The following is a 23,642-nucleotide window of genomic DNA, read 5'->3' on the forward strand; positions in this document are numbered from 1 at the left end:
TCCCACAATCAAACATCAGAACAGGATTATCTTCATTCTATCCAATATGAAAGCGTTGTCAATCCGTTTGATAAAAAAACTATAACTAGGATAAGAAACAGTTTAATTTGGATATAATCCTTGCAGACATTTATACTTGAGGTAAGAACTCTATTTAAGGAAGAAATTTAAAAAAGTTAGCGATTTCTTACTAAAATATCAAGAAAACACTTGTGGGATTTCCTATTATCCTTTAAAATAGAATAGGAGAAATTCCGCGATTATTTTTCGGAGGAAAAAGAAATGTCCATTAATTGGCAGGAAATTTTATTTCACTTTTTAGGAGGTCTAGGACTGTTTTTATACAGCATTAAGACCATGGGAGATGGTTTGCAACAAGCTGCTGGAGATCGCCTTCGTTTTTACATTGACAAGTACACCAGCAATCCCTTTTTAGGTGTTCTAGTCGGGATTGTCGTAACTGCTCTCATTCAGTCAAGCACAGGGGTTACAGTTATCACTGTTGGGCTGGTCAGCGCTAGTCTTCTAACTCTTAGACAAGCTATCGGAATTATCATGGGAGCCAATATTGGAACCACTGTTACTTCCTTTATCATCGGTTTCAAATTGGGTGAGTATGCTTTGCCCTTGATTTTCCTTGGAACCATGTTCCTCTTCTTTACAAAAAACAGAACAGCAAACAATATCGGGCGCATCCTGTTTGGTGTCGGGGGAATCTTCTACGCCCTCAACCTCATCAGTGCCGGTATGAGCCCACTTAAAGATTTACCACAATTCAAGGAATATATGGTAACCTTGGGGCAAAATCCTATTTTAGGAGTGGTAGCTGGTGCAGTGATTACCGTCCTCATCCAGGCTTCCTCGGCTACAATTGGGATTTTGCAAGGTCTCTATGCAGGTAATTTCCTTGACCTTAAAGGTTCACTACCAGTTCTCTTCGGGGATAATATTGGGACAACCCTAACCGTTATCATTGCAGCAGCTGGAGCCAATGTCTCTGCGAAACGCGTTGCAGCAACCCACGTTACCTTTAACGTTTTAGGAACTATTCTTTGCTTAATCTTATTAGGCCCCTTTACTGCTATGATCGAGTACTTCCAGGCACTCCTTCACCTCTCACCTGAGATGACGATTGCCTTCTCTCATGGTGCCTTTAACGTAAGTAACACCATTGTACAATTTCCGTTCATCGGAGCCTTGGCCTACTTTGTAACCAAGCTCATCCCTGGTGAAGACGAGGTTGTCAAGTACGAGCCCCTTTATCTCGACGAACAACTTATCCAGCAATCTCCTTCTATCGCTCTCGGAAATGCTAAAAAAGAACTCTTGCACTTGGGGAACTATGCAGCCAAAGCTTTCGACCTCTCTTATACCTATATCATCGGTTTGGATGAAAAGGTAGCTGAAAAAGGGCACAAGACAGAGGAAGCCATCAACACCATCGATGAAAAACTCACTCGTTACCTCATCAGACTCTCAAGCGAATCCTTGAGCCAAAAGGAAAGCGAAGTGTTGACTAACATTCTGGATTCATCTCGTGATTTGGAACGGATTGGGGACCACGCAGAAGGCTTGCTCAACCTAACAGACTACCTCCAACGCAAAGATGTTCATTTTTCTGAAGCTGCTCTAGAGGAATTAGCTGATATCTATCAAAAAACTACTGCATTTATCAAAGATGCCCTTGATAGTGTGGAAAATAACGATATTGAAAAAGCTCAAAGTCTGATTGAACGCCATAAAGAAATCAACAATATGGAACGTGTTCTCAGAAAGACCCACATCAAACGCCTTAACAAGGGTGAGTGTTCAACACAAGCTGGGGTCAACTTTATCGACATCATTTCCCACTACACTCGTGTATCTGACCACGCTATGAACTTGGCTGAAAAGGTCATCGCTGAACAAATCTAATGACCAAAAAGCTATCCTGAATGGGATGGCTTTTTTCGTCTCCTAATCAAGCATGTCTTTTCAACCATATAGAAAAATGCTTTGATCCACAATGGAATCAAAGCATTTTAAAGAGTTCACCAAACATGATAGCAGAGACTGCAGTGCCCCTGTACTTGGCCTCTTCTCTTTTGATAAAGCGCGCCAAGTTGATCAATTCAGGTGCTGGGTGTTTGGGATTAGTGAGCAATTCACGATTGACAAGTCCTGAGAGTCGGACTGCTAGTAATTGCTCATTTGTAGTAGGTAGTTTTTTAGCAGTCTCTAGGAGAGCAGCAACTAAATCTTCACTCAAGCCCTGACGAGCATGGTTATAGAGATCTTTTATAAGGCTTTCTAGGTTTGGTTCTGCCATCCCGACCACCTTCCCTTATGCTTAATAATTTTTAATCAAATCAACCGTTGAACGATCCAATTTTTTCACCAAGGCTTGCAAGAAGGCTTGAGCTTCTAGGAAGTCATCCATCGCGTAGAGAGTTTGGTGAGAATGGATATAACGAGCGCAGACACCGATGGTTGTAGATGGGACACCACCATTTTTCAGATGAGCTGCTCCAGCGTCTGTTCCGCCTTTACCACAGTAGTATTGGTACTTGATGCCCGCTTCTTCAGCCGTTGTCAAAAGGAAATCCTTCATCCCTGGGAGAAGCAAGTGACCTGGATCATAGAAACGAATCAAGGTTCCATCCCCAATCTTACCTTGGCCACCGTAAACATCACCAGCAGGTGAGCAGTCAACTGCGAGAAAGACTTCTGGGTCAAACTTAGTTGTAGAAGTATGAGCACCACGAAGACCGACCTCTTCTTGGACGTTAGAACCAAGATAGAGCTCATTTCCCAGTTTTTGACCTGACAAGGCTTTAGCTAGTTCGCTAACCATAAGAACACCGTAGCGGTTGTCCCAAGCTTTAGAGATGATATTTTTTTCATTGGCTGTCAAGATAGCTGTACTATCAGGGACAATCGTGTCACCCGGACGGATGCCAAAACTTTCTGCTTCAGCCTTGTCCGCAAACCCACCATCAAAAATGATATCAGAGATAGCTGGCATGGTTGGTCCACCTGTTCCACGTGTCAAATGTGGAGGGACAGAACCTGAGATCACAGGAATTTCACGACCGTCACGAGTAAAGAGTTTAAAGCGTTGGCTGCTGACCACCATAGGGTTCCAGCCACCGATTTCAACCACACGGAAAGTACCATCTGGCTTAATCTCGCTGACCATAAAACCAACTTCATCCATGTGAGAAGCGACCAAAACACGCGGCGCATCGGCAGCTTCTGAATGCTTGATACCGAAAATACCACCCAAGCCATCTGTCACCACTTCATCCACGTGCGGTGTCAACTTATCACGAAGATAGACACGGACAGGTGCTTCATGACCTGAGATCGCAGCAAGTTCTGTTACTTCTTTGATTTTTGAAAATAATGTTGTCATATCAGTTCCTTCTTTCTGTCCTCCATTTTACCACTTTTTATAGGAGAAGGATAGTGGGAAGGTGGATTGGGTTTTACAAGTTTACCCTATAAAAGAGGGAACTAGCACTTATTTCAGGAAGTTTTCCTTATTTTTACATTAAATTGTCAGAATATTTATTGACAGATTAAAGAAATCATGCTACATTATCTCCAAGGGTATTTTTATACCAAATCTACAGGAAAGGACGGGGCATGAAACTCTCTCATATTTTAACAGGCTTACTTCTACTCCTAGTCTTTCTCTCCATTACCATTGGAACCAGTGATTTTTCTTGGGAAAAATTCTTTGCTTTTGACCAACAGACTTGGCTTCTCTTTCAAGAGTCGCGTCTTCCAAGAACCATCAGTATTCTCCTTGCAGCGTCTAGTATGAGTATGGCGGGACTACTCATGCAGACCATCACCCAAAATCAGTTTGCTGCTCCGAGTACAGTCGGAACAACCGAAGCCGCTAAACTGGGAATGGTGTTAAGCCTCTTTGTCTTTCCGTCTGCGAGTCTGACCCAAAAGATGCTCTTTGCTTTTGGATCATCCATTTTATTTACCCTCTTCTTCCTGGCCTTTATGACTATTTTTTCTATAAAGGAAAGGTGGATGTTGCCTCTGATCGGGATCATCTATAGTGGGATTATTGGGTCTATCACAGAAGTTATCGCCTATCGTTTCAATCTGGTTCAGAGTATGACGGCCTGGACCCAGGGCTCCTTCTCCATGATTCAGACCCATCAGTATGAGTGGCTTTTCTTAGGCCTCATCATCCTGATAGCCGTTTGGAAATCATCCCAAACCTTCACCATCATGAATCTAGGCAAGGAAGCCAGTGAGAGTTTGGGCATTTCTTACTCCCTACTTGAAAAGCTGGCCCTCTTTCTAGTGGCGCTAACGACAAGTGTCACCATGATTACCGTGGGTGCCTTGCCATTTCTCGGGGTCATCGTTCCCAATCTTGTCCGCAAGCGCTATGGAGATAATCTGAGTCAAACCAAACTCGTCGTCGCACTGGTCGGTGCCAATCTGGTCCTAGCCTGCGACATCCTCTCTCGTGTCTTGATTCGGCCCTATGAGCTGTCTGTCAGTCTCTTGCTAGGAATCATCGGTAGCCTCGTCTTTATCCTACTTCTATGGAGAGGGGGACAAAAAGATGCAGTTTAAAAGCAAACATACCAAGCTCTTTTGCCTTCTCATTATTCTGGCCATCGGAGCTTGTCTCCTCTACTTTTGGCCCATCACCCAGCTGTCTGCCTTTGCCTGGAAGCTGCGTTCCCAAAAAATCATCGTTTATCTCTTGGTAGCCATCGCGACAGGGATTTCGACCATTAGTTTTCAAACCCTGATGGAAAATCGCTTCCTGACGCCAAGTATTTTGGGAATCGAATCCTTCTATGTCTTGCTACAAACCCTGCTACTGATATTTGAAAGCAAATTTCTACAGCTTGGGAAGTCGCCTGTCTTAGATTTTCTAGTCTTGCTTCTGCTTCAATCTCTCTTCTTTCTCGCCTTACAAGGCTACTTGAAGACGCTGATGAAGCAAGATCTGGTCTTCATCTTGCTAATCTGCCTAGCCCTCGGAAGTCTCTTTCGAAATATCAGTACCTTCCTTCAGGTCCTGATGGATCCAAATGAATACGATAAACTACAAAACAGTCTCTTTGCTTCCTTTCAGCATCTCAACACTTCCATCCTAGCCGTCGGTTCTTTGATCATCCTCGCCTTGACAATCTTTTTCTTCCGAAAAGTAGTCATTCTGGATGTCTTGCACCTGCAAAGAGAAACAGCTCAGATATTGGGACTCGATATTGAAAAAGAACAGAGAGAACTCCTCTGGGGTATCGTGCTTTTGACCTCAACAGCCACTGCCTTGGTAGGGCCTATGGCATTCTTCGGCTTTATGCTGGCCAACCTCACCTACCTAATCGTCAAAGATTATCGGCACAAGTTGCTCTTTATCGTAGCCATTCTGATTGGATTTATTAGTTTGACCTTAGGGCAAGCCCTCATCGAACGAGTCTTTGCACTAGAAATTCGCATCAGTATGATCATCGAGAGTGTGGGTGGCTTCTTATTCTTTATCTTACTTTACAGGAGGGCGCGTCGGTGAAACTGGAAAACATTGACAAATCCATTCAAAAACAGGATATTTTGCAAGACATTTCCCTTGAAGTCAGTCCTCAGAAACTGACAGCTTTCATTGGGCCAAATGGTGCCGGAAAATCAACTCTCCTCTCCATTATGAGCAGACTGACCAAGAAGGATCAGGGAATTCTCAGTATCAAAGGCCGTGAAATCGAGAGTTGGAATTCGCAAGAACTAGCTAAAGAACTGACTATCCTAAAGCAGAAGATCAATTACCAAGCCAAATTGACCGTTGAAGAACTGGTCAGCTTTGGACGTTTTCCCTACAGCCATGGTCGACTGAAGGCAGAAGACTGGGAAAAAATCCGAGAAACTCTGGACTATCTGGAACTGACCAACTTAAAAGACCGCTATATCGATAGCCTGTCTGGTGGACAGTTGCAACGTGTCTTTATCGCTATGGTACTAGCTCAGGATACAGACTTTATCTTGCTAGACGAACCGCTCAACAATCTCGATATCAAGCAAAGTGTCAGCATGATGCAGATTCTTCGACGACTGGTGGAAGAACTCGGTAAGACCATTATCATCGTCCTCCACGATATCAACATGGCCAGCCAGTATGCGGATGAAATTGTTGCCTTTAAAGACGGCCAAGTCTTTTGCAAGGGAACGACTGCTCAAATCATGCAGGCTGACCTGCTCAGTCAACTTTATGAGATTCCCATCACGCTGGCTGATATCAATGGCAAAAAGATCTGTATCTATAGCTAGCTATTCTGAACTCATGTTAGAGAACCCACTGTCTCTTAGCTAACAAGCCTATCTAAGAGACTCCCTAGATCGTTATCACATTTTAAAAAGGAGAAATCATGAAAACATCCCTTAAACTTTATCTTACTGCCCTAGTGGCTAGCTTCTTGCTCTTACTTGGTGCATGTAGTACAAATGCAAACTCAAGCACTAGCCAGACAGAGACAAGTAGCTCTGCTCCAACAGAGGTAACCATTAAAAGTTCACTAGATGAGGTCAAACTTTCAAAGGTTCCTGAAAAGATTGTGACCTTTGACCTCGGTGCTGCGGATACTATTCGCGCTTTAGGTTTTGAAAAGAATATCGTCGGAATGCCTACAAAAACTGTTCCGACTTACCTAAAAGATCTTGCGGGAAATGTCAACAATGTGGGTTCCATGGTTGAGCCAGACCTAGAAGCCATTGCTGCTCTTGAACCAGACCTAATTATCGCTTCACCACGTACCCAAAAATTCGTAGACAAATTCAAAGAAATCGCTCCAACCGTCCTCTTTGAAACAGGAAAAGAAGACTACTGGACTTCAACTAAAACCAACATCCAATCATTAGCTGCTGCCTTTGGCGAAACTGGTACACAGAAAGCCAAGGAAGAATCAGCTAACCTAGACAAGAGCATCCAAGAAGTCGCTACTAAAAACGAAAGTTCTGACAAAAAAGCCCTTGCTATCCTCCTTAACGAAGGAAAAATGGCTGCCTTTGGTGCCCAATCTCGTTTCTCTTTCTTGTACCAAACCTTAAAATTCAAGCCAACTGACACCAAATTTGAAGACTCACGCCATGGTCAGGAAGTCAGCTTTGAAAGTGTGAAAGAAATCAATCCTGACATCCTCTTTGTCATCAACCGTACCCTTGCCATTGGTGGGGACAACTCTAGCAACGATGGCGTCCTAGAAAATGCCCTCATCGCTGAAACTCCTGCTGCTAAAAATGGTAAAATTATCCAACTAACACCAGACCTCTGGTATCTAAGCGGTGGCGGTCTTGAATCAACTAAACTCATGATTGAAGACGCTCAAAAAGCTTTGAAATAAGCAAGAAAACCCAACATCAGGTGATGTTGGGTTATTTTTTTTCTTGATTTCGTTTGAGTGAAAAGTGATCTGGCACAGGATCCTTGCCTATTTTCGACCAAGGATGGCATCGGAAAATTCGAGCCAAGCCCATCAGAACACCCTTGAAACCATGCTTTTCAATGGCTTGGATCATGTAGTTGGAACAAGTCGGCTCAAAGCGACAAGAGGGTGGAAAGGCTGGTGAGATAAAACGTTGGTAAAAGCGTATTGGCGCTATTAAGATTCGTTTCATTATTTCTTGGTTACAGCCATAGTGTGTAGTTGGCTGATTTCTTTTTTATTAAGGCGACGGGATTCTCCTGGACGAAGACCTGTCAAGTCTAAGTGTCCAAAACGTGTCCGAGACAACTTATCCACTTGAAGACCGACGGCTTCAAACATCTTTTTAACCTGATGGTTGCGTCCTTCATGGATAGTCAACTGCACTACTGAGCGATTTTTTACTGGATCCACTTTGAGAATCTCATAGACAGCAGGCTTGGTTTTCTTGCCATCAATCTCAAGGCCACGGGTCAAGGGGCGGAGATTGTCCTTATTAGCCACACCTTTAACACGCGCGACATAGACCTTGTCAATCTCATTACGGGGGTGAATCATCTCGTCTGTAAAGTCCCCATCATTGGTTAAAATCAAGACACCTGATGTATCCCAGTCCAAACGTCCAACTGGGTAAATGCGTTCTTTTACATTTGGCAAGAGATCCACAACAGTCTTGCGGCCCTTGTCATCTGTCACACTGGAAATCACTCCACGTGGTTTGTTAAGCAGATAGTAGACCTTTTCTTCGTTGTAGATAGGTTGGCCTTCTACTTCGACCTTGTCACCTGCCTTGATAGTCGTCGCTAGTTCATGTACCACTTGACCGTTAACCGTCACCAAGCCTTGCTTGATCAGCTCTTCTGCTTTTCTCCTACTGGCCACACCTGCGTGGGCAATATATTTATTGATTCTCATCTTCTTCTATCCTTTCACCAAATAATTGTCTTTCTTGGGCTTGAATCTCAAGCTCATCAATCACTGGTAATTCTTCCAAATGGTTAATTCCCATGTAATCTAGGAAATAATCCGTAGTCACATAGAGGTTGGGGCGGCCCAACACTTCTTTTTTTCCGTCTTCCTTGATTAGGTCAAAAGCCTGCAACTTTGCCAAGGCCCCACTCGAGTTGACTCCACGGATAGCATCGATTTCTATCCGCGTGATGGGTTGCTTGTAGGCAATGATAGACAAGGTCTCAAGGGCCGCCCGAGATAAACTCTGGTTAATGGGCGCCTTGGAGTATTCCTTTAAAATCGCTGCAAATTGAGGCTTGGTCACCAATCTGTAAGCTCCCCCTGTCTCAATCAGGGACAAACTCGACTCTTGGTCTTTTTCATACTTTTGGGCTAATTTTTCTAAACTCTGTTGGATACCTGTCGGGGGAAGCGATAGGAGTTCAGCCAACTGACGGACTCGAATCCCATCTTCACCTGCTACAAACAAGAGCGCTTCTATTTCTGCTAAAGTACTCATCTTTCCTCTCTATCAAGTCTAGCTTTGTGCCTCTTGACTTTCTTCCTTCTTTTCCATGAGATAGATATCTCCGAAACTCTCCTCTTGAACGAGGATCAGTTCCTGGGTTTTGATTAACTCTAAGGTCGCCAAAAAGAGGGTAATGACCTCTTGGACATTCTGGGCTTCCTTGAACAAATCTTGCAAGCGCAACTGTTCTCGTCCAGTCAAGGACTCTTTTACGATGACCATCATATCCTCAATCTTATACTCATCCCGCAAGATGGTCGTGTGATTCTGAGCGAATTCCTCTTTTTTCTTGGCTAGAATATTTGAAAAAGCCAAAAAGAGGTCAATGGTCGTCTTGTCATGCACAAGCTCCGCATCCTCGTAAATCAACTCTGTCGGCGCTTTGGAATAGTACTGGGCCCGATCTCGGTGCTTAGCCTCCAAGTGCTCACCCAAGAGCTTGAACTTGCGGTATTCTTCGATTTGGGAGAGAAGGTCCTGCTCCAGATCATCCTCCAAATCTGTCACTTCTGCTACCTTTGGAAGAAGCTTGCGACTCTTGATCAGCATCAGCTGACTAGCCATGACCATATACTCGCCCGTCACTTCCAGACGCATGACCTGCAAGGTTGAGACATAGGCTAGATACTGTTCGATAACTTCCGTAATGGGCACATCGTAGATATCCATCTGGTACTTAGAAACCAGGTGCAAGAGCAGGTCCAGGGGCCCTTCAAAATCTTTTAATTTAATATCCATTATCTATATTTTTCTAAGGTCAGGACTGTTTTTAATCCTAGTTTTTTTGCAATTTCGTACAAATCGACCTTGTTTTCTATTTGTCTTAGAATGAACTGTTCCCGCAAGGCTTGAGCGGATAAGGCTGGAAAACCTTTCTCCTTGACAAAGGACTCCAGCTGACGAAAGGCCCACTGACGAGAATAGGCTTTCCCTCCCCTTTCAAAGAGATAGGTCTGCCCCATCAAGGGTTCTAGCTCTGGAATCAAGGTCGTGGGTATGGTGACAATCCTCTGTTGGGAAGCCTTGTTAATTCGCAACACCTGAAAATCCAGATTGATATCTGCAACTTTAAGAGCTAAAATCTCGCTTGGCAAGAGTCCTATTTCCAAGATAAGAAGCGCCAGCAAGCGTCCCTCTGGATAATTACTTTCCTGCCAAAAAGACTCTAGGTCTAACAGTTCTGGCTTTTCAGTCTGCTTTTCAGCTTGTTTGGCTAATTCCAGACGGTAAAAGCTGTCCACTTCTCCTTTTTGATAGAGAAAGTAGAGAAATTGATTACAGGCCGAAAGTTTTCGCTTCTGGGCGCTGATTTTTAGATTGGCTAGCTGGGCTTGGTAAATCTTGAGACTGGTCTCAGAGATCCGCTCCCCTACCATATCTAAAAATTGCTCCAGATCATACCTGTAAGACTGCTTTGAATTGGTAGACAAGCCCTGCTTTTTCTCTAAAAAGGCTGAAATCCTATCTCTCATTTGCATCGAATCTCATATTCCTTACTAAAGTCATGTAAGAGAGCATTAACGGCCTTGAGGATGGACTTGCGCGTGATGATTCCTTGGAAAATTCCTTCATCATCTACCACTGGCAAGAAGGGTTCATCCACCAGTTTATGGAGGACTTCAGTGATGTTATAGTCTGGAGCGACGACTGCCACATCTGTCTTGGTCATATTGACGATGTCTGTCGTTGCCATCTGCTCATCCGTCAAACCTTGCTCCATCTGATAAGCCAAAATGTCTCTCAGCCCAATGGTTCCAACAAAGCGTTTGTCAAAGGTCACAACAGGGATACGGGTATAGGTGATTTGGCTCAACACTAAAATCGCATGATCAGCATTATGGGTATCAATCAAGGCTGCTAGATTCTCAGCGGGGGTAAGAAAAGTCTCTTCCTGCTCCAGTAAAAATGCTTCAAATTCCTTGGCAATCATCGAGCAAACTCCTTGGACAAGCCTGGATAAACCTCATGATCACGTGTCAAAAAGTCTACTTTAAAATAGCTGTCATCAATCTCCACACGGGCATAGAGACATTCTCTGATGGTTCCTCGTGGTTGGCTGATGGAGCCTGGATTGAGAAAGAGCGTTTTGCCTTCCATCCAAGCATTTGGTACATGCAAGTGACCGTAGAGACAGATATCGGCATCTTCTTCCTGAGCCCAGTAGTCCAACTTTTGAAAGTTGAAATTGATATCAAACAAGTGTCCATGGGTCTGGATGATTTTGGTCGGACCAAGTCGAGTCACCAAACGTTCTGGATAACCAGCATAAAAGTCCATGTTGCCTTTGACGACATGGATGCCTTCCCAGAGCGGAGAGTCTGGACGGAGTTCAGAGTCACCATCGTGAAAAATGGCATCGACTTTCCCCAGATAGCGATCACGAATTTCTTCCACAATCAAGCTATCGCCATGGGAATCACTCATTACAATGATGGTTTGCTTTGCCATGATGGAAATACCTCCAAAAGTTTCTTAACGGCTAAGGCGCGGTGAGATTGGCTATTTTTTTCTTCAAGGGTTAATTCAGCTGCTGACTTACCTGTCTCTCCCACAAGGAAGAGCGGATCATAACCAAAACCATTCTCCCCCTTGGGTTCAAAGTTAATATAACCTGGCCAGTCAGCTTCAACCACCAAGCTTTCCTTGTTTGGACTAGCTACGACTAGGGTTGTGTGGAATTGAGCCGAACGGTCCTTGAGGTCAAAGACCATGGCCAATTCGTGCAAGAGTTTGGCATTGTTTTCACGGTCAGTTGCTCCCACACCAGCAAAACGGGCTGACCAGACACCTGGCAAGCCACCGAGGACATCTACTTTGAGACCAGAATCATCTGCCAAAACCATCTTGCCTGTTAATTGGGAAATAGTTTCTGCTTTAAGTCGAGCATTTTCTTCAAAGGTCATACCAGTTTCGGCTACTTCAGGCAGATCTGGATAGTCATTGAGATTTTCCACGTCGTAGCCTAACTTGTCAAAGATAGCTCGGAATTCCTTGGTCTTGCCTTCGTTACGAGTCGCAATGAGCAGAGTTTCTCTAACCTTGCTAGTTTCAAAGAAGGCTTCTACATCGACTCCTTCTTTAGGCAATTCAACATGCAAAAGCTTTCCATTTTCAACCAAGAGCAGAGCTCCCTGACGTTGGATGACTTCTAGATTGTGGCCTGCTTCGGCATTTAAAATCTCAACGATAAAGGAGAGCAGACGAAAGTTAGAAGACCAGCGCATCACTGTTATCGTAATCGGAAAGCCATTTTCCTCGTCACGAAAAATCCGCGCTAAATCTATAAAATCAAGCTCAAGAGGATCTTTGATAAGGCTATAGATGCCTCCGTAGACATCCCAGACACCGACATACCAGTCCTGGTCATCCTTGTATTCGTAAATTTTGTTTGTCATAAAGTTACATGCTCCACATGAATCTCTTTTTCCAGCCATTCTGCTCCAATTTGGGCAAAACTTTGGCTATTGGCTGTTGTGTAAAAACGATGTTGAAGAGGTCCCGCATCTCGGCTACGATTGATTTCAAAATAGTTAAGCAAAACCGAGATATCTCGTACACACTCTGCACCACTATCGATCAGCTGAACCTTTGGTCCCATGACATTCTGGATAATAGGGCGAAGGAGCGGATAATGGGTACAACCCAGAATCAAGCTATCCACCTTGCCGACCAAGGGACGCAGGGTTTCATAAACCACTTTCTTGGTTACACTGGTTGACAGGGCACCAGACTCCACCAAGGGAGCAAACTTGGGACAGGCCAAACTCTCCACCTGTAAGTCCGGATCCAGATCATGGATTTTTTGACGATAGATGTCTGATTGGACCGTCATGGGTGTTCCAATGACCCCGATTTTCCCACCTTGACTGGACTTGATAGCTGCCGAAGCTCCTGGCAAAATCACGCCTAAGACAGGAATATCTAGTTGGGCCTTGATTTCTTCCCAGACGACCGCAGTCGCAGTGTTGCAAGCAATGACAATCATCTTGACATCCTTGGTCAAGAGAAAGTTGACCAACTGCCAAGTATATTCACGGATTTGCTCAGCAGGACGGGGACCATAGGGCGCCCGTGCCGAATCTCCAATATAGACGATTTCTTCATGGGGAAGCTGGCGCATGAGCTCACGAACAACGGTTAAGCCACCAACACCCGAATCCAAAAAACCAATTGGTCGATTATCCATACAGTCTTCTTTCTAGTCTTTTTTCTGATTGATAGTTCATCATGATTACTCGTCCTAAATGAACGGATAGACAGCTTGATAAAATGTCAACTGCCTCTCTTTTAATCATAATCAAATATCAATAGAATGCAAGGAAAAAGTCTTATCCTTGAGAACTATTGAACATAGTGAGAAGTCTGGAACTTTCATCCCAGACTTTTCCTATTTATTTCTTTTTATTGTTAGCAAGGGCTGCTTTTTGTTGGCGGATAATTTGGTGGTAAACTTGTTGTACCTTGGCTTCGCTTGGTTTTTGACCATTTGCACTCAAGAGAGCACGAACTGCCTCAGCGTTCAAACGTGGGTTGTCCGCAAATTCTTTTTCGATTTGCTTACGAACCAAGTACATCCCTCCAAGAGCTCCTCCTAGAAAAGCTAGCACAATCAAGACAATTGCTAAAAGTAAATCCATTCTTTTTCTCCTGTTTCTTTTTGAGTCTTCTATATTATACCATAAAGTGACTTTCCTGACTAGTTTGTTTTACGCTTTCAAGAAGGGCAATAGGCGACAAAAAAGGAGCTCCTCATTTCGATGAAAGAGAGCTCCTTGCTGCGTTTAATTTACATAAATAGCCAGTGTTTGATAAGGTTTTAGAAGAATTGTTTCTGATACTTCTACATCTTCATAGTTAGAAAGCAAAATTTGTCCATTTTGGTAGACCACTGGCAAGTCGATTTCCACTTCTGTGGCATAAAAGTTATTGAGGACCAGTAATTTTTCATCCTCATACTGACGTTCAAAGGCATAGACTTGCTTACTGTCTTCAAAAGCTGGTTTGTAGCTTCCTTCTGAGATAATCGGCATTTCCTTACGAAGTCGAATCAAGTTTTGGTAGAAGGCGAAAATTGGGCCTTGGATTTCATTTTCTACGTTGATGTGAGGGTAGGATTTTCCTGCCTTCAGCCAAGGAGTTCCTTTTGTAAAACCTGCATTTTCCGAAGCATCCCACTGCATAGGAGTTCGTGAGTTATCACGAGACTTAGCCTGAATAATCTGGAAGGCTTCTTCCTGACTTTTCCCTTCTTTTAAGAGCATCTGGTAAGCATTAAGCGACTCTACATCCACATAATCATCCATCGAATCATAATCAGGGTCAACCATCCCGATTTCCTCGCCCATGTAGATATAAGGTGTCCCACGTGACAGGTGAATGCTGGCAGCCAGCATGGTCGCCCCTTCATTACGGAAGTTTTGAATATCAATAAAACGGTTCAAGGCACGTGGTTGGTCGTGATTGTTCCAAAAGAGGGCGCTCCAGCCGTTTTTGTCACTCATTTCCTTGCCCCAGCTATGGTAAAGACCTTTCAACTCTTCGAAATCAAAGGGAGCTAAAGTCCACTTCTGCCCATCCTTGTAGTCCACCTTGAGATGATGGAAATTAAAGGTCATGGATAATTCCTGACGTTCAGGTGACGAATAGAGGACACAGTTTTCCATGGTTGTCGAGGACATTTCCCCAACTGTCATAAAGCTATCGTCTGATCCAAAAGTGGCTTGATTCATCATGCGCAAATAGTCATGAACAATGGGCTTGTCTGTGTAAGCTGGCTTTCCTTCATTTTCAGGACAATCCACTAAAACCTCATCCTTGCCGATTAAGTTAATCACATCAAATCGGAAACCTTTGACCCCCTTGTCTCGCCAGAAATTAACAACCTTGAAAAGCTCCTTGCGGACATTGGGATTGCGCCAATTAAGGTCAGCCTGGGTCTCATCAAAGAGATGGAGGTAATATTTCCCTGTATCCCCGAAAGGTGCCCAGGCAGAGCCGCCAAACTTAGACTGCCAGTCTGTCGGTTGGTCTTGGATGAAGAAAAAGTCTTGGTAGTACTGGTCGCCAGCTAGGGCTTTCTGAAACCATTCGTGTTCTGTCGAACAATGATTGAGCACCATATCCAGCATAAAGTCAATCTTGTGTTCTTTACCGACACGCACCATCTCCTCAAAATCAGCCATATCACCAAAAAGAGGATCTACTGCCATATAATCTGAAATATCGTAGCCATTATCCCGTTGGGGGCTTGGATAGAACGGATTGAGCCAGACCATATCAACGCCCAGTTTGGCTAGATAGGGAATTTTTTCGATAATCCCACGGAAATCCCCAATACCATTTCCAGTGGTGTCTTTGTATGATTTTGGATAGATTTGATAGACTACTTTTCCTTTATCAAGTGCCATCTGTTTCTCCTTTTCTGATAAAAGGGAGGAACTTATGTTCCTTCCCTGTTTGTGTTATTTTAATTAGATTCGTGTAGCGACCATGAGAGCTTCCCCAGCTTGGATAGTTGTTGGATAAGTTCCAGTGATGGTCGCTGTATAAGCATCTTGATTGGTGATGATAACAGGAGTTTCTGTCACGAAACCTGCAGCCTTAATGACATCCATATCAAAATGAATCAGTTTCTGACCAACTGTGACGTGGTCTCCTTGGGCTACAAGACTTTCAAAACCTTTGCCATCAAGACCTACTGTATCCATACCGATGTGGATGAGCAATTCTACCCCCTCATCAGAGACAATACCGATGGCATGCTTAGTAGGGAAAAGAACCGTCACTGTCCCATTGACTGGAGAAGTCAACTCGCCTTGGCTTGGTTCAATGACTAGACCTTGTCCCATGACACCTGATGCAAAAACAGGATCCGTCGCTTGACTCAATTCTTTCACTTGACCAGCAAGTGGGCTGACAATCTCTACTGGAGCAAGGGTTACTGGTTCATGAGTCACAAATTCCGCTTCTTCTTGGGCAACGAATTCTGCTTGCAAGGCTGTATCATCTTCTGTTTTTGTAAAGAAGCCTGCCTTACGGAAGAAGAAAGTCAAGAGCATTGGAACAACAATAGCAACTAACATAGTTCCTGCAAACGGCAGCATGTATTGAGGTTGAATAGAGAGGATACCCGGCAAACCACCGATACCGATAGAAGCCGCCGTTACATTGAAAGTAACGGACAACATGCCCGCAAGGGCTGAACCGATCATCCCAGCTACAAATGGATAGATGTATTTGACATTGACCCCAAAGAGGGCTGGTTCTGTAACACCGAGATAGGCTGAAATGGTTGCAGGAAGTGAAATTTGAGCCTCACGCTCATCATGACGATGCATGAAATAATAGGCAAATACGGCTGAACCTTGGGCAATGTTTGAAAGAGCAATCATTGGCCAGAGGGCAGTTCCACCAGCATCCGCAATCAATTGTGTATCGATGGCATTGGTCATGTGGTGCAGACCTGTGATGACAAATGGAGCATAGAGGGCACCAAAAATCGCACCGAAGAGCCATTTAACTGGACCAGTCAAACCTGCCAAGACAACTGCGGAGAGGCCTTGCCCAATTGTCCAACCGATTGGTCCCAAGACAGTATGAGCCAAAATCAAAGCTGGAATCAATGACAAGAAAGGTACAAAAATCATCGAAATGACTTCTGGGATATGCTTGTGCCAGAAAATTTCAAGATAAGACAGACTCAAGCCTGCAAGCAAGGCTGGGATAACTTGAGCCTGGTAACCGATACGATTAACAGTAAAGTAGCCAAAATTCCAAACCCAGTTTGTAGCAATATCTGATGCAGGTGTTGAGGCAACTGCATAGGCATTGAGCAACTGAGGTGAAACCAAACAGATCCCGAGAACAATTCCCAAAATTTGACTGGTTCCCATCTTACGAGAAACAGACCAGGTAATCCCTACTGGTAAGAACTGGAAGATAGCTTCACCAGGCAACCAGAGGAAGTGATTGACACCTGACCAAAACTGAGAGGATTCTGTGATGGTCTTGCCATCCAACATCGACCAATGAACACCTTCCAAGACATTACGGAAACCGAGGATCAATCCTCCGACAATCAAGGCTGGAATAATCGGTGTAAAAATCTCCGCCAGAGTGGTCATGACACGTTGGACCAGGTTTTGATTGCTCTTGGCTGCCGACTTGGCTGCTTCTTTGGAAACACCCTCAATGCCTGAAACAACTGTAAAATCATTATAAAAAATCGGCACGTCATTTCCAATGATTACCTGAAATTGACCCGCATTTGTAAAGGTCCCTTTGACGGCTGGAATCGACTCGATGACCTTGACATTGGCCTTCTTTTCGTCTCCGAGAACAAAGCGCATCCGTGTCGCACAGTGAGTTACGGCAGTGACATTCTCCTTACCTCCGATCGCCTGAAGCAGATCCTTGGCTTCTTGTTCAAATTTTCCCATTTGATTCTCCTTATACTTGTCAAAGCAAGTTTGACTTGATAGCTCTATTGTAAACGATACCAAACTTGTAGGCAACTTGTTTGTTGAAAAAAGAGGATCTTTTTGTAATTTTTTTGGCACTTGTATGGTAAAATAGATACAGCTGTCCGTCAAACTAGACTAAAAACCCATTTAAGGAAGTAAAATGAAGAAATACCAACAACTATTTAAGCAAATCCAAGAAACCATTCAAAACGAGACTTACGCTATCGGAGATTTTCTTCCTAGCGAGCACGAACTCATGAAGCAGTATCATGTGAGCCGTGACACCGTCCGAAAAGCTCTGTCCCTACTCCAAGAGAAAGGATTAATCAAAAAGATAAGGGGACAAGGTTCTCAAGTCGTCAAAGAAGAAACGGTCAATTTCCCTGTCTCTAACCTAACCAGCTACCAAGAACTGGTCCAGGAACTTGGACTTCGCTCGAAAACCAATGTCGTCAGTCTGGACAAGATCATTATCGATAAAAAATCCTCACTGATAACTGGTTTTCCTGAGTTTCGTATGGTTTGGAAGGTGGTCCGCCAGCGTGTGGTGGATGACCTAGTATCCGTTCTAGATACGGACTATCTGGATATGGAACTGATCCCAAATCTCACTCGCCAAATTGCTGAGCAGTCTATCTATTCTTATATAGAAGACGATCTCAAACTCCTTATTGATTATGCTCAGAAGGAAATTACCATTGACCACACCAGTGACCGAGACAAGATTCTCATGGATATTGGCAAAGACCCTTATGTCGTTTCAATCAAGTCAAAAGTCTATCTCCAAGACGGTCGCCAATTTCAGTTCACCAAAAGTCGCCATAAATTAGAAAAATTTCACTTTGTTGACTTCGCCAAAAGAAATCCGAAATAAACACTTACAGTTGGGGATACTCTCAACTGTTTTTTAGTAGTAAATAAAGGAGTTGATAGTTGGAAAAGAGAGACTGCTTGCTACTTATTCTACTATTTTAAGAAAAAACAACAGCAAATATGTATCTTATTAAAAAGCTCTTGACAAATGCTAAACGACCATTAGAATGGGAGGTGAGGAGATAAATAGAAACAAAATAAACGAAACTGCTTCATGTAATGTAAGCGATTTCAGATAAACAAAGGAGGGTTTTATGAAAAAACACTTTTGGGAGAAATCCTGTCGCTATAGCATCCGCAAGCTGACGGTTGGGACTGCTTCTGTTTTACTGGGAGCTATTTTTCTAATCAACCACACTGTAGCTGCAGACAGTGTTTGAGGTCAAGCAAACTGAACCAAGCTCTGTCGAAACTATCACTAAGCCTGATAGTGAACCCAAAGCAGATGAAGCTACTGAAACTACAAATCCGTCTCTAGCCGAGAATCCCGTAGTTCCCGAAAGCAAGCCAGCTAACGAGACTCAGACGACAAATAGTCAAGCTAGTGAAGAAGCCATTGTAGAAGCTAAAGAAAATAAGGAACCTGAAAAAGCAGATCAGCCGGTGACAAAGCAAGAAAACTATCAACTCAACTACGATCAACCAACAGCTCCCTCCTATGATGGATGGGAAAAACAAGCCCTTCCTGTCGGAAACGGAGAAATGGGAGCCAAGGTTTTCGGACTCATTGGGGAAGAGAGAATCCAGTACAACGAAAAGACCCTCTGGTCAGGAGGACCACAACCCGATAGCACCGACTATAACGGAGGAAACTACAAGGAGCGCTACAAGGTCTTGGCTGAGATTCGTAAAGCCCTCGAAGCTGGTGACCGCCAAAAAGCAAAACAACTAGCTGAACAAAATCTAGTTGGACCAAACAACGCCCAGTATGGACGTTACCTAGCCTTTGGAGATATCTTTATGGTCTTTAATAACCAGAAAAAAGGACTAGATACTGTAACAGATTATCATCGTGGTTTGGATATCACTGAAGCCACTACGACAACTTCTTACACCCAAGATGGGACGACCTTCAAACGCGAAACTTTCTCCAGTTATCCTGATGATGTCACTGTGACCCACTTGACCAAAAAAGGAAACAAGACACTTGACTTTACCCTTTGGAATAGCCTGACAGAAGACTTGCTTGCTAATGGCAACTACTCTTGGGAATATTCCAACTATAAGAATGGTCATGTCACTACAGATGCAAACGGAATCCTTCTAAAGGGAACTGTCAAAGATAACGGCCTAAAATTTGCATCCTATCTAGGAATTAAAACGGACGGAAAAGTGACTGTTCAGGATGAGACTCTGACCGTTACAGGCGCAAGCTATGCAACCCTCTATCTCAGTGCCAAGACTAACTTTGCTCAGAATCCAAAAACCAACTATCGAAAAGACATTGACCTCGAAAAAACGGTTAAGGGTATTGTAGAAGCAGCTAAGGCCAAAGACTACGAAACACTTAAAAAGGACCATATCAAGGATTATCAAAGTCTCTTTAACCGCGTTAAACTAAATCTAGGCGGAAACAAGACTGCTCAAACGACAAAAGAGGCCCTTCAAGGCTATAACCCAGAAAAAGGGCAAAAATTGGAAGAACTCTTCTTCCAATACGGACGTTATTTACTCATCAGTTCGTCTCGTGATCGGACAGATGCCCTTCCTGCCAACCTACAAGGAGTCTGGAATGCCGTAGACAATCCACCTTGGAACGCTGACTACCACCTCAATGTCAACTTGCAAATGAACTATTGGCCAGCCTACATGAGCAACCTTGCTGAAACAGCCAAGCCAATGATCAATTACATTGACGACATGCGCTATTATGGTCGTATCGCTGCCAAAGAATACGCTGGCATCGAATCCAAAGACGGACAAGAAAATGGTTGGCTGGTCCACACTCAAGCAACTCCATTTGGCTGGACTACTCCTGGTTGGAATTACTATTGGGGTTGGTCGCCAGCTGCTAACGCTTGGATGATGCAGAATGTCTATGACTATTATAAGTTCACCAAGGATGAGACCTATCTCAAAGAAAAGATTTACCCAATGCTCAAGGAGACCACTAAGTTCTGGAACTCCTTCTTACACTATGACCAGGCCAGTGACCGTTGGGTGTCTTCTCCATCCTACTCACCAGAACACGGTACCATCACCATCGGAAACACCTTTGACCAGTCGCTAGTCTGGCAATTATTCCACGACTACATGGAAGTCGCCAACCATCTGAATGTCGACCAAGACTTAGTCACAGAGGTCAAGGCTAAATTTGACAAACTAAAACCACTTCACATCAATAAAGAAGGACGCATCAAGGAATGGTACGAAGAAGACAGCCCACAATTCACCAACGAAGGCATTGAAAACAACCACCGCCACGTTTCCCATCTAGTTGGGCTCTTCCCAGGTACACTCTTTAGCAAAGATCAAGCTGAATACCTAGAGGCTGCGCGTGCTACCCTCAACCACCGTGGAGATGGGGGTACTGGTTGGTCTAAGGCTAATAAAATCAACCTCTGGGCTCGTCTCTTAGACGGTAACCGCGCCCATCGTTTACTCGCCGAACAGCTCAAGTATTCAACCCTAGAAAACCTTTGGGATACCCACGCACCATTCCAAATCGATGGAAACTTTGGAGCAACCAGTGGGATGGCAGAAATGCTCCTGCAATCTCATACTGGCTATATTGCACCATTGCCAGCCCTTCCAGATGCTTGGAAAGACGGTCAGGTTTCTGGCTTGATTGCCCGTGGTAACTTTGAAGTCAGCATGAAGTGGAAAGATAAAAACCTTCAAAGCTTGTCCTTCCTTTCAAATGTCGGTGGAGATCTAGTTGTAGACTATCCAAATATCGAAGCCAGTCAGGTTAAGATCAATGGCAAACCAGTCAAGGCAACTATCCTCAAAGATGGCCGCATCCAACTGGCAACACAAAAAGGTGATGTCATTACCTTTGAACATTTCCCTGGTCGTGTAACCAGTCTGACAGCAGTTCGACAAAATGGAGTCACTGCCGAACTCACCTTCAACCAAGTAGAAGGCGCTACCCACTATGTCATCCAAAGACACATGAAAGACGCGTCTGGCCAAACCTCTGCAAGCAGAGAATTTGTAACCAATCAAACCCACTTTATTGACCGATCGCTGGATCCTCAACTCGCCTATACCTATACTGTCAAGGCGATGCTGGGCGAAGTTTCTACACAGGTATCCGAAAAGGCTAATGTCGAAACCTACAGCGAGTTGATGGATGACCGAGATAGCCGCATCCAGTACGGAGCTGCATTTGGAAACTGGGCAGACTCAGAATTATTTGGAGGAACAGAGAAATTTGCTGACCTTTCAAAAGGGGACTACACAGACCAAGACATCACTGCAACCATTCCTTTCACTGGCGTTGGTATTGAAATCTATGGACTGAAATCGTCCGAACTAGGTCTTGCCACTGCTAAAATTGATGGTAAAGAGGTCGACGAGCTTGACTTCCATACTGCTGGGGCAACTGAAAAAGGTAGTCTCATCGGTCGCTTTACAGGATTGTCTGACGGACCTCATACATTGACTCTTAGTGTTAAACGTGAGCACAAAGGACGTGGAAGTGAACGCTCGAAAATTTCATTAGATTACTTCAAGATCCTAGCAGGAACAGGTAATTCAATTGAAAAAATGGATGATCGCGACCCTCGTATCCAGTATGGTTCCCAGTTTAAAGACTGGTCTGACCCTGAACTCTACGGAGGTACCGAAAAATACGCTGACATCAACAACAGCGACTCTGGTACAGCTTCAGAAGCTCAAGCAACCATTTCCTTTACAGGAACGGGCATTCGTATCTATGGTTTGAAGAGCCTTGCGCTTGGACGAGCGCGTGTGACACTAGATGGCAAAGAAATGCCAAGTCTAGACTTCTACACTTCAGGTGCAACTGAAAAGAGGGCCTTTATTGGCGAATTTACAAATCTTACTGACGGTCCGCACACACTGACATTACAAGTTGACACAGATTCGCCAGAAGGTCGCAAGAAAATTTCTCTAGACTCCTTTGATATCATCAAAGCTCCAGCTGTTGGTTTAGATAGCCCTGGCATCGCGCCTCTTAAGGAAAATGACAAAACCATTTCCTTAAGCCTACCAGCTGGAGATTGGGAAGCCATCGCTGTGACCTTCCCTGGGGTCAAAGATCCTCTGGTTTTGCGCAAGGAAGATGAAACACATCTGGTTACAAGTGGAGAGCAAACCCTATTGGCTATCAAAGACAATCAAGTTCAAATCCCAATCCCTGAGGCTACTGATCGACAAACTGGAAAAGCGATTGAAGCTTATACCATTCAAGGAAATACCACAAGCAGTCCTGTCGTAGCCGTCTTTACTAAAAATGATGAGAAGAAAGTTGACGAGAGTCAGCCAACTACAAGCAAGGGGAACGAACCAGCTCCTACTGTTGAAAAACCTGAATATACCGAACCTATCGGAACCGCAGGTCAAGAAGAGCCACCTACAGTAGAAATTCCGGAGTATACCGACCCTATCGGAACTGCTGGGCAAGAGGAAGCTCCTACTATTGAAAAGTCTGAATACACCGAACCTATCGGAACCGCAGGTCAAGAGGAACCGCCTACAGTGACAATTCCTGAATACACCGAACCTATCGGAACCGCAGGTCAAGAGGAAGCTCCAATAGTAGAAAAACCTGAGTACACTGACCCTATCGGAACTAGTGGAGTTCAGGCCGCTCCAACCCTCATCCGACCTGAGTATCAGTTACGCACCTTGAAAGATAAAAAGACGGGTGTCGAAATTATCGGTGGAGTTGCCGACTTAGAAGGAATTTCTCACGTTTCTAGCCGACGTGTCCTAGCTCAAGAACTCTTTGGCAAGACCTATGATGCTTACGACCTACAGCTTAAAAATCCAACCGATCATAGCTTGCAGCCAAAAGGCTCTGTTCTGGTTCGCTTGCCTATTTCAGCTAGAGTAGAAAATATCTACTACATCACTCCGACCAAGGAGTTGCAAGCCCTTGATTTCACCGTTCGAGACGGAAAGGTAGAATTCATCACTAATCATTTCAGTACCTATGCTGTCGTCTATCAAGCTACTGGAACAACCTCTAACACAGAGGAAAAACCAAGTACTTCAGATACAGAAACCTTGGCACACGAGACTAAACAACTTTCAGCTAGTTCTAACCTTGCTAAAACTGGAAATCATTCTCCTAAAGAAGAACTTCCAGCAACAGGAGAAGCGTCCAACCCACTCCTCTTCTTAGCAGGCCTCAGCCTAGCCCTCACAGCCACTTTTATGTTAAAAGGGAGAAAGGATGACTCTAACTGACCTTTAAGCACGCAA

20 protein-coding genes and 1 pseudogene are annotated in these 23,642 nt (G+C 44.1%); 7 read left to right on the forward strand and 14 right to left on the reverse strand.

Annotated elements, in window-relative coordinates:
- Positions 1–282 precede the first annotated feature (282 nt).
- Complete coding sequence (locus EJF26_RS05450) at positions 283–1,914, forward strand: Na/Pi cotransporter family protein (protein WP_000026668.1); 1,632 nt, start codon at positions 283–285, stop codon at positions 1,912–1,914.
- Between the two features lie 97 nt (positions 1,915–2,011).
- On the opposite strand, the gene EJF26_RS05455 is transcribed toward EJF26_RS05450, so the two are convergent.
- Both EJF26_RS05455 and pepA read right to left on the reverse strand, forming a co-directional pair.
- The gene (locus tag EJF26_RS05455; RefSeq protein WP_000840141.1) at positions 2,012–2,308 is read right to left on the reverse strand and encodes a bacteriocin immunity protein; all 297 of its coding nucleotides are present in this window, start codon (positions 2,306–2,308) and stop codon (positions 2,012–2,014) included.
- 21 nt (positions 2,309–2,329) lie between these two features.
- Entirely contained in the window at positions 2,330–3,394 is a 1,065-nt protein-coding gene (pepA, locus tag EJF26_RS05460) for a glutamyl aminopeptidase (RefSeq protein ID WP_000209190.1), read from the reverse strand.
- A 233-nt stretch (positions 3,395–3,627) separates the two neighbouring features.
- Here pepA and EJF26_RS05465 point away from each other — a divergent pair, with 233 nt between their 5' ends.
- The 4 genes from EJF26_RS05465 (at position 3,628) to EJF26_RS05480 (ending at position 7,352) form a co-directional block, all read left to right on the forward strand.
- Positions 3,628–4,587: an ABC transporter permease gene (locus EJF26_RS05465; RefSeq protein ID WP_000777216.1), complete on the forward strand. Its 960-nt coding sequence runs from the start codon at positions 3,628–3,630 to the stop codon at positions 4,585–4,587.
- Positions 4,577–5,533, forward strand: a complete 957-nt coding sequence (locus EJF26_RS05470) for an iron chelate uptake ABC transporter family permease subunit (protein ID WP_001159843.1) — start codon at positions 4,577–4,579, stop codon at positions 5,531–5,533. Before EJF26_RS05465 ends, EJF26_RS05470 begins: the two co-directional genes overlap by 11 nt.
- The gene (locus EJF26_RS05475; RefSeq protein WP_000764281.1) at positions 5,530–6,282 is read left to right on the forward strand and encodes an iron ABC transporter ATP-binding protein; all 753 of its coding nucleotides are present in this window, start codon (positions 5,530–5,532) and stop codon (positions 6,280–6,282) included. Before EJF26_RS05470 ends, EJF26_RS05475 begins: the two co-directional genes overlap by 4 nt.
- A 98-nt stretch (positions 6,283–6,380) precedes the next feature.
- The gene (locus EJF26_RS05480) at positions 6,381–7,352 is read left to right on the forward strand and encodes a siderophore ABC transporter substrate-binding protein (RefSeq protein WP_000858280.1); all 972 of its coding nucleotides are present in this window, start codon (positions 6,381–6,383) and stop codon (positions 7,350–7,352) included.
- 31 nt (positions 7,353–7,383) lie between these two features.
- Here EJF26_RS05480 and yidD read toward each other — a convergent pair whose 3' ends face one another.
- From yidD to treP, 12 genes are all read right to left on the reverse strand, one after another.
- Positions 7,384–7,626 carry a membrane protein insertion efficiency factor YidD gene (yidD, locus tag EJF26_RS05485; protein ID WP_000821617.1) on the reverse strand — a complete coding sequence of 81 codons (243 nt, stop codon included), beginning with the start codon at positions 7,624–7,626 and terminating at the stop codon, positions 7,384–7,386.
- Positions 7,626–8,348 carry a pseudouridine synthase gene (locus EJF26_RS05490; RefSeq protein WP_001222209.1) on the reverse strand — a complete coding sequence of 241 codons (723 nt, stop codon included), beginning with the start codon at positions 8,346–8,348 and terminating at the stop codon, positions 7,626–7,628. The genes yidD and EJF26_RS05490 overlap by 1 nt, the downstream gene beginning before the upstream one ends.
- Positions 8,335–8,904 (reverse strand): SMC-Scp complex subunit ScpB, encoded by a 570-nt coding sequence (gene scpB, locus EJF26_RS05495; protein WP_000105286.1) that lies wholly within the window; start codon positions 8,902–8,904, stop codon positions 8,335–8,337. Before scpB ends, EJF26_RS05490 begins: the two co-directional genes overlap by 14 nt.
- An 18-nt stretch (positions 8,905–8,922) precedes the next feature.
- Positions 8,923–9,651, reverse strand: a complete 729-nt coding sequence (locus EJF26_RS05500) for a segregation/condensation protein A (protein WP_000351919.1) — start codon at positions 9,649–9,651, stop codon at positions 8,923–8,925.
- Entirely contained in the window at positions 9,651–10,385 is a 735-nt protein-coding gene (gene xerD, locus EJF26_RS05505; protein ID WP_282185519.1) for a site-specific tyrosine recombinase XerD, read from the reverse strand. Before xerD ends, EJF26_RS05500 begins: the two co-directional genes overlap by 1 nt.
- Positions 10,382–10,843: a cyclic-di-AMP-binding protein CbpB gene (cbpB, locus tag EJF26_RS05510; RefSeq protein WP_000560696.1), complete on the reverse strand. Its 462-nt coding sequence runs from the start codon at positions 10,841–10,843 to the stop codon at positions 10,382–10,384. Before cbpB ends, xerD begins: the two co-directional genes overlap by 4 nt.
- Positions 10,840–11,361 carry a metallophosphoesterase gene (locus EJF26_RS05515; protein WP_001118945.1) on the reverse strand — a complete coding sequence of 174 codons (522 nt, stop codon included), beginning with the start codon at positions 11,359–11,361 and terminating at the stop codon, positions 10,840–10,842. Before EJF26_RS05515 ends, cbpB begins: the two co-directional genes overlap by 4 nt.
- A complete protein-coding gene (locus EJF26_RS05520) occupies positions 11,337–12,347 on the reverse strand; it encodes a nucleoside-triphosphate diphosphatase (RefSeq protein WP_398575031.1) in 1,011 nt (336 codons plus the stop codon). The genes EJF26_RS05515 and EJF26_RS05520 overlap by 25 nt, the downstream gene beginning before the upstream one ends.
- Positions 12,305–13,099, reverse strand: a complete 795-nt coding sequence (gene racE, locus EJF26_RS05525; protein WP_000370379.1) for a glutamate racemase — start codon at positions 13,097–13,099, stop codon at positions 12,305–12,307. The genes EJF26_RS05520 and racE overlap by 43 nt, the downstream gene beginning before the upstream one ends.
- A gap of 205 nt (positions 13,100–13,304) precedes the next feature.
- A complete protein-coding gene (locus EJF26_RS05530) occupies positions 13,305–13,550 on the reverse strand; it encodes a YneF family protein (RefSeq protein WP_000364986.1) in 246 nt (81 codons plus the stop codon).
- Positions 13,551–13,694: 144 nt separating this feature from the next.
- Positions 13,695–15,320 (reverse strand): alpha,alpha-phosphotrehalase, encoded by a 1,626-nt coding sequence (gene treC, locus EJF26_RS05535; protein ID WP_001162366.1) that lies wholly within the window; start codon positions 15,318–15,320, stop codon positions 13,695–13,697.
- Between the two features lie 63 nt (positions 15,321–15,383).
- Positions 15,384–17,351 (reverse strand): PTS system trehalose-specific EIIBC component, encoded by a 1,968-nt coding sequence (treP, locus tag EJF26_RS05540; protein WP_000514347.1) that lies wholly within the window; start codon positions 17,349–17,351, stop codon positions 15,384–15,386.
- Between the two features lie 184 nt (positions 17,352–17,535).
- On the opposite strand from treP, the gene treR reads away from it, so the two are divergent.
- Positions 17,536–18,249 (forward strand): trehalose operon repressor, encoded by a 714-nt coding sequence (gene treR, locus EJF26_RS05545; protein WP_000760669.1) that lies wholly within the window; start codon positions 17,536–17,538, stop codon positions 18,247–18,249.
- Positions 18,250–18,502: 253 nt separating this feature from the next.
- Positions 18,503–23,627 (forward strand): annotated as a pseudogene (locus EJF26_RS05550) (SIALI-17 repeat-containing surface protein).
- Positions 23,628–23,642 lie beyond the last annotated feature (15 nt).

The organism is Streptococcus oralis subsp. dentisani (genome assembly GCF_007475365.1).
In the GTDB taxonomy this organism is placed as follows: Bacteria; Bacillota; Bacilli; order Lactobacillales; family Streptococcaceae; genus Streptococcus; species Streptococcus mitis_AX.

Coding starts and splice junctions, on each gene's coding strand:
- EJF26_RS05450 (WP_000026668.1), top strand. CDS start 283: ATGTCCATTAATTGGCAGGAAATTTTATTTCACTTTTTAGGAGGTCTA.
- EJF26_RS05455 (WP_000840141.1), bottom strand. CDS start 2,308: ATGGCAGAACCAAACCTAGAAAGCCTTATAAAAGATCTCTATAACCAT.
- pepA (WP_000209190.1), bottom strand. CDS start 3,394: ATGACAACATTATTTTCAAAAATCAAAGAAGTAACAGAACTTGCTGCG.
- EJF26_RS05465 (WP_000777216.1), top strand. CDS start 3,628: ATGAAACTCTCTCATATTTTAACAGGCTTACTTCTACTCCTAGTCTTT.
- EJF26_RS05470 (WP_001159843.1), top strand. CDS start 4,577: ATGCAGTTTAAAAGCAAACATACCAAGCTCTTTTGCCTTCTCATTATT.
- EJF26_RS05480 (WP_000858280.1), top strand. CDS start 6,381: ATGAAAACATCCCTTAAACTTTATCTTACTGCCCTAGTGGCTAGCTTC.
- yidD (WP_000821617.1), bottom strand. CDS start 7,626: ATGAAACGAATCTTAATAGCGCCAATACGCTTTTACCAACGTTTTATC.
- EJF26_RS05490 (WP_001222209.1), bottom strand. CDS start 8,348: ATGAGAATCAATAAATATATTGCCCACGCAGGTGTGGCCAGTAGGAGA.
- scpB (WP_000105286.1), bottom strand. CDS start 8,904: ATGAGTACTTTAGCAGAAATAGAAGCGCTCTTGTTTGTAGCAGGTGAA.
- EJF26_RS05500 (WP_000351919.1), bottom strand. CDS start 9,651: ATGGATATTAAATTAAAAGATTTTGAAGGGCCCCTGGACCTGCTCTTG.
- xerD (WP_282185519.1), bottom strand. CDS start 10,385: ATGAGAGATAGGATTTCAGCCTTTTTAGAGAAAAAGCAGGGCTTGTCT.
- cbpB (WP_000560696.1), bottom strand. CDS start 10,843: ATGATTGCCAAGGAATTTGAAGCATTTTTACTGGAGCAGGAAGAGACT.
- EJF26_RS05515 (WP_001118945.1), bottom strand. CDS start 11,361: ATGGCAAAGCAAACCATCATTGTAATGAGTGATTCCCATGGCGATAGC.
- EJF26_RS05520 (WP_398575031.1), bottom strand. CDS start 12,347: ATGGCTGGAAAAAGAGATTCATGTGGAGCATGTAACTTTATGACAAAC.
- racE (WP_000370379.1), bottom strand. CDS start 13,099: ATGGATAATCGACCAATTGGTTTTTTGGATTCGGGTGTTGGTGGCTTA.
- EJF26_RS05530 (WP_000364986.1), bottom strand. CDS start 13,550: ATGGATTTACTTTTAGCAATTGTCTTGATTGTGCTAGCTTTTCTAGGA.
- treC (WP_001162366.1), bottom strand. CDS start 15,320: ATGGCACTTGATAAAGGAAAAGTAGTCTATCAAATCTATCCAAAATCA.
- treP (WP_000514347.1), bottom strand. CDS start 17,351: ATGGGAAAATTTGAACAAGAAGCCAAGGATCTGCTTCAGGCGATCGGA.
- treR (WP_000760669.1), top strand. CDS start 17,536: ATGAAGAAATACCAACAACTATTTAAGCAAATCCAAGAAACCATTCAA.